At 71.7% G+C, this 9,840-nt stretch carries 9 protein-coding genes; 3 read left to right on the forward strand and 6 right to left on the reverse strand.

Features of this window, described 5'->3' with window-relative positions; genetic code table 11:
• Positions 1–551 precede the first annotated feature (551 nt).
• From Q4C85_RS09735 to Q4C85_RS09745, 3 genes are all read left to right on the forward strand, one after another.
• Positions 552–755, forward strand: a complete 204-nt coding sequence (locus Q4C85_RS09735; RefSeq protein ID WP_303141640.1) for a hypothetical protein — start codon at positions 552–554, stop codon at positions 753–755.
• A 219-nt stretch (positions 756–974) separates the two neighbouring features.
• A complete protein-coding gene (locus tag Q4C85_RS09740) occupies positions 975–1,157 on the forward strand; it encodes an Rv0909 family putative TA system antitoxin (protein ID WP_303141642.1) in 183 nt (60 codons plus the stop codon).
• 213 nt (positions 1,158–1,370) lie between these two features.
• Positions 1,371–3,752: a prolyl oligopeptidase family protein gene (locus Q4C85_RS09745; protein WP_303141644.1), complete on the forward strand. Its 2,382-nt coding sequence runs from the start codon at positions 1,371–1,373 to the stop codon at positions 3,750–3,752.
• Positions 3,753–3,863: 111 nt separating this feature from the next.
• Here Q4C85_RS09745 and Q4C85_RS09750 read toward each other — a convergent pair whose 3' ends face one another.
• The 6 genes from Q4C85_RS09750 to dnaK all read right to left on the reverse strand — a co-directional run bounded on the left by Q4C85_RS09750 (position 3,864) and on the right by dnaK (position 9,374).
• The gene (locus tag Q4C85_RS09750) at positions 3,864–4,655 is read right to left on the reverse strand and encodes a hypothetical protein (RefSeq protein ID WP_303141646.1); all 792 of its coding nucleotides are present in this window, start codon (positions 4,653–4,655) and stop codon (positions 3,864–3,866) included.
• An 11-nt stretch (positions 4,656–4,666) separates the two neighbouring features.
• Positions 4,667–5,137 carry a hypothetical protein gene (locus Q4C85_RS09755; RefSeq protein WP_303141649.1) on the reverse strand — a complete coding sequence of 157 codons (471 nt, stop codon included), beginning with the start codon at positions 5,135–5,137 and terminating at the stop codon, positions 4,667–4,669.
• 83 nt (positions 5,138–5,220) lie between these two features.
• Entirely contained in the window at positions 5,221–5,697 is a 477-nt protein-coding gene (locus tag Q4C85_RS09760) for a heat shock protein transcriptional repressor HspR (RefSeq protein WP_303141651.1), read from the reverse strand.
• Positions 5,694–6,695, reverse strand: coding sequence for a J domain-containing protein (locus Q4C85_RS09765; protein WP_303141653.1), 1,002 nt, complete (start codon positions 6,693–6,695; stop codon positions 5,694–5,696). Before Q4C85_RS09765 ends, Q4C85_RS09760 begins: the two co-directional genes overlap by 4 nt.
• Before the next feature lie 208 nt (positions 6,696–6,903).
• Positions 6,904–7,521 carry a nucleotide exchange factor GrpE gene (grpE, locus tag Q4C85_RS09770; RefSeq protein ID WP_303141655.1) on the reverse strand — a complete coding sequence of 206 codons (618 nt, stop codon included), beginning with the start codon at positions 7,519–7,521 and terminating at the stop codon, positions 6,904–6,906.
• Complete coding sequence (dnaK, locus tag Q4C85_RS09775; protein ID WP_303141657.1) at positions 7,518–9,374, reverse strand: molecular chaperone DnaK; 1,857 nt, start codon at positions 9,372–9,374, stop codon at positions 7,518–7,520. The genes grpE and dnaK overlap by 4 nt, the downstream gene beginning before the upstream one ends.
• Positions 9,375–9,840: the final 466 nt, after the last annotated feature.

Here is a 9,840-nt window from a genome sequence, read left to right on the forward strand (position 1 = left end):
ACCTCCTTGCTCATGGGTGTCTCGAAAGGCTCGAAAAGTCTTGAAAAGCCCGAAGGGCTCGGTGCGGCCAGCGCCAGCCCGGACTGTCCACCCTGTCCAACCCCCTGAACATTGAGTCTATTCCGCTCAACTTTCGGCGCGCTTGAGTGTGTCGCATGACACGTCGCCCTGCGCGTCGACCTTCGCGCCCGAAGGGCCCGGCACCCCGTCCCGGCTCCGGCCATCGACCCGGCCACCCCCGCCCAGACCCTCACTGCCCGCCCCCTCGCCGAGATCGGGACATATGTCCCGATCTCACGGATCGGCCCCGTCGAAGCCCCTCACCAGGCGGCTACCAACCGCCCACAACCGCCAGCCCCTGGGGATCAATCATCTAGCGAGGGTCATGCGGGGAGATCTTCCCGTGAGCCATACGCCCGTCCACCCTGTAACCTTCCCGAGACCCGGCCCCCTCCCAGGGCTCGGTCGGCACGCTCCACGTCGCCCCCGTCAACGCCGGAACGCCCGACGAGCACTCGCTCACGGCCACGGTCACCGACCTCGGCGGGACGGTGACCGGCACCGAGGTGGTCGACACTGCTCAGGGCCAGGCGACGGTCGTGTCCTACACCGCCCAGGGCTCAGGAACAACCGGGTACGGAACCGTCATGGCGGCCCCTGCCCCTGACTCCCGCTACGCCCAGATCTCCGCGCTCACCGAGTCGCAGGAGGACAGCGCCGCCCTGACCGACGCCATCATCGAGTCCCTGGCCTGAGCGGGCGCCGGCGCACGGTGCTCGCCGGTCGGGCTGAGGTCCTCAGCCGACCCTGGCCTCAGCGGGCACCGGCCCACGACAAGGCCCGGGGCTGTTCGCCGTCGGCCCGAAAACACCTGATCGGAGGCGGGCGGGCGCGACAGGGCGCCGTTGTGGATGTGATGATCGGAGCAGGCCGGTGCCGCCCGGTACCGAGCACCCCGAGGAAAGGAGGCCATCATGGGACTTGATGACCTGAAGAACAAGGCCGAGCAGGCCCTTAGCTCTGAGAAGGTCGAGTCCGTCTCGGACACGGTCCTGGACAAGGCTGCCGACGCTGCCAAGAAGGTGACCGGAGGCAAGTTCGACTCCCAGGTCGACGCCGCTCGGGACGCCGCTGACGACAAGCTCGGCAACGCCTGAGAGCTGAAGGGCCTCCGCGGTCTTGCGATCGCAGGTCGGGGCCCCCGCACCACCGGTGGTGCGGGGGCCCTTCGTCGCCCGCGCCACCCCGCCGAGTTCGTACCTTCTGCCTCCAGACCGGACCTTGATCGTGCGACCCGGACACACAAGCTACGAACGCGACGTCCCGCCCGCCTCGAGGCCAGGCCGGCCCACACGGGCACAATGCCGACCATGACCACCTCGGACCCCCGCACCGACCCGCCGGCAGACCCAGCGCTCGATCCGCAGGCCGACCCGCCGACCGCGCCCGCAGACGCGGCACCTCGACCCACTGACGACCCCGGCCTGCCCGCCGTTCCCGCCTGGCTCGACGAGATCACCGGCGAGCGCGCCCTGGCCTGGGTCGAGGAGCACAACGCCCGCACGCGCGCCGCCTACGAGGGGCAGGAGTCCTTCGAGTCCACCCGGGCGGCCCTCGAGGAGATCATGGACTCCCCCGACCGGATCCCTGCCGTCGGGCAGACCGCCGGGCTGCTGTACAACCTGTGGACCGACGCCGAGCACCCGCGGGGCCTGTGGCGGCGCACGGCCTGGGAGTCCTATCGCGCCGGCTCCCCGGATGCCGGCGGCTCCACCCAGTGGGAGGAGCTGCTCGACCTCGACGCGCTGGGTGCCGCCGAGGGCGTCGCCTGGGTGTGGCACGGGGCGCAGGTGCTGCGCACCGGGGCGCTGGCGGGCCGCCGCGCGCTGGTCGAGCTGTCCGAAGGCGGTTCGGACACCGACATCACCCGCGAGTTCGACCTCGAGGAGCGCCGGTTCGTCCCGGCCGCCGAGGGCGGCTTCATCCGTGAGGCGTCCAAGGGCTCGCTGTCCTGGGCCGACGACGAGGGAGACATGGTCCTGTCGGTCGCCGAGGTGGGCCCCGGGTCGCTGTCCCCGGCCGGCTACCCCCGGCAGGTGCGCCGCCTGCGCCGGGGCGCCGCACCCGAGGAGGCCGAGATCCTCCTGACCGCCGCGCCGGGGGACGACGTCGCCTGGGCGCACCGAGACCGCTGGGGGCGCACATGGCTGCTGACACACCCCGACTTCCACACCGAGGAGCTGTGGCTCCTGCCCGACGGCGCCCCGACGCTGCCCGTCTCCCGCTGCGCGGACTGCCTGGCCTCTCCGGTGACGGTGGCCGCACCCGGCGCGGTGCACATCGACGTGCCCGCCTCGGCACAGGCCTTCGGCGCCTGGGACCAGCTGCTCATCAGCCTGCGCGAGGACTGGGCTCCCGAAGGCGACGGCGCGGGCACCACCTACCCCGCCGGCTCGCTGCTGGCCATCGACCTCGAGGCGTTCCTGGCCGGATCGCGTGCGATGGAGGTGCTCTTCCTCCCGACCCCGAGCGCGAGCCTCATCGGCTGGGCGACCACCGCGCACCACCTCGTGCTCACGATCCTCGACGACTGCGTGACGGTCCTCGAGGTCCTCACGCCCGCCGCCTCGTCGCCGGGCTGGTCCCGCCGCCCGCTCGACCTGCGCCCGCTGACCCAGAAGTGGGACGACGACGCGGGCGGGCAGGAGACCGAGGGCGCCACGACCGACGCCGACACCGCCGCCGGCCTGTTCGACCCGACGCTCCTGCGTCCGGGACGCCCTTTGCTGGAGGTGTCGGCCTCGGCGGTCGACGCCCGCGTCGATGACCGCATGTGGCTGACCTGCTCGTCTTTCACCCGCCCCACGACACTGGCCGTGGGCGTCCTCGACGCCGAGGGCGCCCTGGGCGGGGTCGAGGTGCTCCGCCGCACGCCCGAGCGCTTCGACGCCCGCGGCATCGAGGCCACCCAGCACGTCGCCGTCTCCGCGGACGGCACCCGGGTGCCCTACTTCCAGGTCGGCCGCCCGTCCCGAGACGCCCAGGGGCGGACGGTTCCCGCCCCGACGATCCTCTACGGGTACGGCGGTTTCGAGGTGCCCTTGGGTGTGGGCTACCTGCCGGTGACCGGCAAGGCGTGGCTGGAGCGCGGCGGCACCTACGTCATCGCCAACACGCGCGGCGGCGGGGAGTACGGCCCCGCCTGGCACCGCGCCGGCCTCAAGGAGGGCAGGCACCGGGTCTACGAGGACTTCGCCGCGGTGGCCCGGGCGCTGGTCGACCGCGGGGTGACGACCCGCTCGGGGCTCGCCGTCCACGGCGGCTCCAACGGCGGCCTGCTCGTGGGGAACATGCTGACCACCTACCCCGAGCTCGTCGGGGCGGTCCTGTGCGAGGTGCCGCTGCTCGACATGAGCCGCTACACCCACCTGCTCGCCGGGGCCTCCTGGGAGGCCGAGTACGGGGACCCGGACGACCCGGAGCAGTGGGCGCTCATCCGCACCTTCTCACCGTTCCACCTCCTGGAGCGCGGCCAGCGCTACCCGCCGACGCTCCTGGTGACCTCCACCCGCGATGACAGGGTCCACCCCGCGCACGCCCGCACGATGGCACACCGGTTGGAGGCGCTGGGCCAGCCGGTCACCTACTTCGAGAACTCCGAGGGAGGGCACGGCGCGGCCTCGACGAACGCCCAGCGCGCCTGGATGAGTGCGCTGAGGCACGAGTTCGCCTGGCGCACGCTGCGGCCCTGAGGCCGGTCCGTCGTCGTCGCCCGAGGGCCCGGCGGCCGCCTGGGGTCAGGACCGTGCGGGATCGGGGCGGGTCGGCGTCGTCGCCAGCTCTGCCCGGCGGGCCGGGGGGCGTCAGCGGCGCATCCGGATGATCCCGATGACCGTGACGACGAGCCCGACCAGGCCGATGAAGGCCGCCGTGACGACGAGGATGCTGGCCAGGGGCAGCCGGGACAGGTTCATCGGCGGGCCGACGACGACATCGGCCGTGCCCTGCGGGCAGGACACCGTGTGGTTCCCGGTCTGGGAGGCGGTGAAGGACACGTACGAGGCACCCTCGACCGCCTTGTCCATGGCCAGCTCGGTGCCGTCGGGGCCTGTGACCGTGCAGGACTGCGTCGAGGAGCCGACGCCGGCGCTGTAGAGGGCGGAGGTCGTCCCCTTCTCCAGGTAGACGGTGCCGTCCTCGGCCAGGACCGCACCCGCCGACAAGGACCCGTCCAGGACCATGACGACCGCTGAGATCGTCATGATCCCCGGGACGACGAGCAGGAGGACGAGCCCGACGACGAGCGTCGCCCACCGGCGCCTGCCCCGGCGGGCGGGCCGTGCGGCGCGGTCCGTGCCGGGGACGGGCGCGGCGGCCGGCACGGGGCGGCGGGCGTAGGGGTCGCCGTCCGGCGCGCCCCGCTCCGCTGCCGGAGAACGAGCCCCGTCCTGCGCGCCGACCTCACCGCCGCCGCGCTGCGTGCCGCCGTCACCGCCGTGCGTGCCGCCCTCGACGCGGCCCGCACGGTGGGCGCCGCGGGCGCCTGCGGCCTCCGCCTGCTCGCGGTCCTGCTCACGCAGGTAGGCGGCGAGCTCCTCGGGGCTGAGGCGCTGGCCGTAGCGGGGGCCGCCGTCCTGGTCCTCGTAGCCCGCCATCGTGCCTCGGCTCAGAGCGTCGCGTCGGTCTTCGGGGCGCCGATCCTGCTGGCGATCTCGACGACCAGGCGCAGGATGAAGACGTTGACGCAGACCATCGGCGCCTCGAGGAACAGGTTGGACAGGAACTGGCCGAAGTTGTAGTCGTCCAGGCCGTAGGTGTCGCCCGCCTGATAGGCGCTGTAGAGCCAGCTGAAGACGTAGGCCACCGCGCCGACGATCATGATGATCTGGCCGTACCTCGCCGCGAAGGAGCGGGTGGCCGAGAAGAGGCTGGAGAAAAAGGAGTCCTGCGACTGGGCGTACTGCTGGGGCACCGCCTGCGGGGCCGCGTTGGGGTCGTAGGCCGGCTGCTGGAAGCCCGGCTGCTGGGCTCCCGTGTAGGGCACCTGCTGGATGTAGGGCTGGGAGTAGGCGCCCGGGGCCGAGGCCGCCGAGGCCGGCGGGATGTAGGGCTGTCCGGGGTTCTGTGGCTGCGTCATCTCAGAGGTTCCTTCATGGTTGGGACGGTCGAAGACTACAGGTCCTCACCGCCGGACGCCCACGCGTTCCAGACGGGACCGGCTCACCAGCCCCGGCGCAGGATGAGGCCGGTGCCCGGGCGCCCCTGCGGGGCGGTCTCGGCGCGCTCCCGGCGGGCCGGCCGGGGGCCGCGGCCCGAGACCACCTGGACCTCGCCGTCGGCGGCGGCGGCGAAGACGCGCGCGACCGCCGCCTGTCGGGCGCGCAGGGCACGGTTCTCCCCCTCGAGCTCCTCAAGGCGCCGCTCCAGGCTGAGGATCCGGTGGATGCCCTCGAGGTTGATGCCCTCGTGGCTGAGGTCCTGGATCCGGCGCAGCCGCTCGACGTCCCGGTGGGAGTACCGCCGGCCCCTCCCGGCGGTGCGCGCCGGGACGACCAGCCCGAGCCGGTCGTACTGGCGCAGCGTCTGGGGGTGCATGCCGGCGAGCTCGGCCGCCACCGAGATGACGTAGACCGGCCGGTCGTGGGCGTCCTGGGCGAGGAAGTCCACGCCCTGGCCGGTCCGCCGTCGGGCTCTCACTGCGCCGCCTCGTCGGCGAGCCCGGCCCGCGGGTCGTTGCCGTTCATCGCCGCGTCGAAGGCGCTCAGCGCCTCCTTGGCCTCCTTCGACAGCTTCCTGGGCACGGCCACCTGAACGGTGACGAGGAGGTCGCCGGTCTTCTTGGAGGTGACCACGCCCTTGCCGCGCACGCGCAGGACGGTGCCGGACTGGGTACCGGCCTTGATGCGCACCTTCGTCGAGGTCCCGTCGAGTAGCGGCACCTCGACGGTGGCGCCGAGGGCGGCCTCGGCCAGGGTGACCGGCAGGTCCATGCGCAGGTTGACGCCGTCGATGGAGTACACCGGGTGCTTGGCGACGGTGATGGTCACGACCATGTCGCCGTTGTCCCCGCCCGCGGTGCCCGGGCGGCCCTTGCCGCGCAGGCGGATCTTCTGACCGGTGTGCACGCCCGCGGGGATGCGCACCTTCATCGTCCGCCCGTCGGCGATCAGCTCGACGGTCGTGCCGGCCACGGCGTCGCGCAGCGACAGGGTGGCACTGGTCAGGACGTCGGGGCCCTTGACCGGCTCGGGCTGGGAGCCGAAACCGAAGCCGAAGGGGCTGCGGCCCCGCCGCCCAGTGGAGTAGCCCGTCTGGCCGGTGGCGCCGAACTGGCGCAGCAGCTCGTCGATGTCGAGATCGGGACGGGACGAGCCCGTCTGGCCGCCGAACATCGTCGAGAAGATGTCCTCGAAGCCGGCTCCGCCGCCCGCGCCGCCGGAGGTGAAGCGCGCGCCTCCGCCGGCCATCGAGCGGATGGCGTCGTACTGCTTGCGCTCCTCCTCGTCGGAGAGCACCGCGTAGGCCTCGCCGATCTCCTTGAACTTCTCGGCGGCCGCGGCGTCGTCGGGGTTGCGGTCCGGGTGGTACTTCTTGGCGAGCGTGCGGTACGCCTTCTTGATGGCAGCGGGGTCGGCGTCCTTGGCGACGCCGAGGACGGCGTAGAAGTCCTTGGTCATCCAGTCCTGGCTGGCCATGGTCACCTCCTCCTCGTGATGGTGGTCGTGATGATGTCTCCTTGTCCTCGGCCGGTGGGGGCGCGTCCTCGACGCGCCCCCACCGGCCGGAGCCGGTCGGTTCGGGTGGGCCCGGGGTCCCGGGTGGGCCCGGTGCTTCCGGGCCTGGGGTCCAGGGGCTCGGCAGGGCTCCCGGGGCCCTGCCGGCGCAGGGCCCCGGGCCGGCGCGTCAGGCCGGGTTGGCCACCTGGACGCGGGCGGCGCGCAGGACCCGCTCGCCCAGCCGGTAGCCGGGCTGGAGCACGAGCATGATGCTGGGCTCGCTCACCTCGTCCGACTCGGTGGCCATAAGCGCCTCGTGGACGGTGGGGTCGAAGGCCTCGCCCACCGCACCGAAGCGCTCGAGGCCGAACCTGTCGGCCAGGACCTGCTCGAGCTTGCCCGCCGTCGTGGCGAAGGGACCGGTCAGGTCGCCGTGCTCGTCGGCCAGGGCGATCTCGTCGAGGACCGGGATGAGGGCCTCGACGACGGCCGCCTGGCCTGCCTCCCGGTGGCCAGCGGCCGCGTCGCGCGAGCGCCGCACGAAGCCCTGGTACTCCTGCTGGAGGTTGTACAGGTCGGCACGGGCCCGGGCGAGGTCCTCGGCGGTCCGGGCCGCCTCGTCCTGGAGCCGGTCGGTCTCGGCGCGGAACCGGTCGATCTCCGTGGCCGGGGCCAGGCCGTCCCCTCCGTCGAGGACCTCACCGGACTCGTCGAGCACGACGCCGTCGAAAGCGGAGTCGACCGCCTCGGCCAGCTCGGGGTCGACCGGCTCCTCCGGGGAGGCAGCGCCCTTGTCGGCACTCACTTGGAGTCCTCGTCGTCGACGATCTCGGCGTCGACGATGTCCTCGTCCTGCGAGGCCGAGTCAGACGAGCCCTCCGCCTCGGCCTGAGCGCCGGCGGTCTGCTGCTCCTGGGAGTACAGCGCCTCACCGATCTTGGAGGCGACGTCGTTGAGCTTGTCCTGGGCGGACTTGACGGCCTCGATGTCGGTGCCCTCCAGCGCCTTCTTCAGCTCGTCGACGGCGGCGCCGACCTCCGTGCTCACCGACTCGGGCAGCTTGTCCTTGTTGTCCTTGAGGAGCTTGGACACCGAGTAGGCCTGCTGCTCGGCCATGTTGCGGGTCTCGGCCTCCTCGCGACGCTTCTTGTCCTCGGCCGCGTGGGCCTCGGCCTCCTTGACCATGCGGTCGATGTCCTCCTTGGGCAGCGCGGAGCCGCCGGAGATGGTCATCGACTGCTCCTTGCCGGTCCCGCGGTCCTTGGCCGAGACGTGCACGATGCCGTTGGCGTCGATGTCGAAGGAGACCTCGATCTGGGGCACGCCGCGGGGGGCCGGGGCGATGCCGGTCAGCTCGAAGGTGCCCAGCGGCTTGTTGTCGCGGGCGAACTCGCGCTCGCCCTGGTAGACCTGGATGAGCACGGAGGGCTGGTTGTCCTCGGCGGTGGAGAAGACCTCGGAGCGCTTGGTCGGAATGGCCGTGTTGCGCTCGATGAGCTTGGTCATCACCCCGCCCTTGGTCTCGATGCCCAGGGACAGGGGGGTGACGTCGATGAGCAGGACGTCGGTGCGGTCGCCCTGGATGACGCCGGCCTGGAGGGCCGCACCGATGGCGACGACCTCGTCGGGGTTGACGCCCTTGTTGGGCTCCTTGCCGGTCAGCTCGCGCACGACCGCCGACACCGCGGGCATGCGGGTCGAGCCGCCGACGAGGACGACGTGGTCGATGTCGGAGACCTGGACGCCGGCGTCCTTGATGACGTTGCGGAAGGGCAGCTTCGTGCGCTCGAGCAGGTCGGCGGTCATCTCCTCGAACTGGGCGCGGGTGAGGCGCTCGTCGAGGTGGATGGGGCCGGCCTCGCTCATCGACAGGTACTGGAGGTTGATGTCCGTGCTCGTGGCGCTGGACAACTCCTTCTTGGCCTGCTCGGCGGCGTCGCGCAGACGCTGCATGGCGATCTTGTCCTTGGACAGGTCGACGCCGTTCTTGTCCTTGACCTGCTTGACGAGCCAGTCGACGATCCGCGCGTCCCAGTCGTCGCCGCCCAGGCGGTTGTCGCCGTTGGTGGCGCGGACCTGGATGGTGGAGAAGCCGTCCTCGTCCTTGCCGACCTCGAGCAGGGAGACGTCGAAGGTGCCGCCGCCCAGGTCGAACACGAGGATGAGCTCGTCCTCCTTGCCCTTGTCCAGGCCGTAGGCCAGGGCGGCCGCGGTGGGCTCGTTGACGATGCGGTCGACCGTCAGGCCTGCGATCGTGCCGGCCTCCTTGGTGGCCTGGCGCTCGGCGTCGTTGAAGTAGGCCGGGACGGTGATGACGGCGTTGGTGACCGGCTCACCGAGGTAAGCCTCGGCGTCGGTCTTCAGCTTGGCCAGGATCCGGGCGCTGATCTCCTGGGGGGTGTAGGTCTTGCCGTCGATCTCGACGGTCCAGTCGGTACCCATGTGGCGCTTGACCGAGGAGATCGTGCGATCGACGTTCGTGACCGCCTGGCGCTTGGCGACCTCACCGACCAGGACATCGCCGGACTTGGAGAAGGCGACGACCGACGGGGTCGTGCGGCCGCCCTCGGCGTTGGGGATGATCGTGGGCTCCCCGCCCTCAAGGACGGAGATGGCGGAGTTGGTGGTACCGAGGTCGATACCGACGGCGCGTGCCATGTGCTGTGCTCCTTGCTGGCCCCGGAGGAGCCTCGTTCTGACGTTGAGTGGTTGTCACTCAGGATTGTGGTTGAGCGGAGCCTTGTCAACTTCGCGCACCACAACCTTGAGTCTGATGCACTCAACCTCGGGGGTGGCAGAGGTATTCCCGCGGGCTCAGGGTGGCGAGCATCACGCCCGGGGTCAGGGGCCCGGGAACAACAAGAAGCCAGGGCGACGATCCGACGACGGGGGTTTCCCAGCCCGCCGGGACCATGCCCTGGCAACTGAGACAAGACTCCACCGTGTTTCTGTGCCCACCACGTCCCCCGCCTGTGATGAGGCTGTGAGTCACTGGTCGGTAAGGCGGTAGCAGACGGCGTCGGCCAGGAACACGGTGCCGACAAGGCCCCTGCCCCAAGCCTCCCTCCTCTCTCGCGAGATCGGGACATATGACACCCCGAGATCGGGACATCTGGCACGCCGA

The organism is Actinomyces sp. (genome assembly GCF_030524025.1).
Classification (GTDB): domain Bacteria; phylum Actinomycetota; class Actinomycetes; order Actinomycetales; family Actinomycetaceae; genus Actinomyces.

Excerpts from the sequence above, each read along its gene's own strand:
- Q4C85_RS09765 (WP_303141653.1), bottom strand. The coding sequence starts at position 6,695 with ATGGCCAGCCAGGACTGGATGACCAAGGACTTCTACGCCGTCCTCGGC.
- Q4C85_RS09755 (WP_303141649.1), bottom strand. The coding sequence starts at position 5,137 with ATGACGCAGCCACAGAACCCCGGACAGCCCTACATCCCGCCGGCCTCG.
- dnaK (WP_303141657.1), bottom strand. The coding sequence starts at position 9,374 with ATGGCACGCGCCGTCGGTATCGACCTCGGTACCACCAACTCCGCCATC.
- Q4C85_RS09750 (WP_303141646.1), bottom strand. The coding sequence starts at position 4,655 with ATGGCGGGCTACGAGGACCAGGACGGCGGCCCCCGCTACGGCCAGCGC.
- Q4C85_RS09745 (WP_303141644.1), top strand. The coding sequence starts at position 1,371 with ATGACCACCTCGGACCCCCGCACCGACCCGCCGGCAGACCCAGCGCTC.
- Q4C85_RS09740 (WP_303141642.1), top strand. The coding sequence starts at position 975 with ATGGGACTTGATGACCTGAAGAACAAGGCCGAGCAGGCCCTTAGCTCT.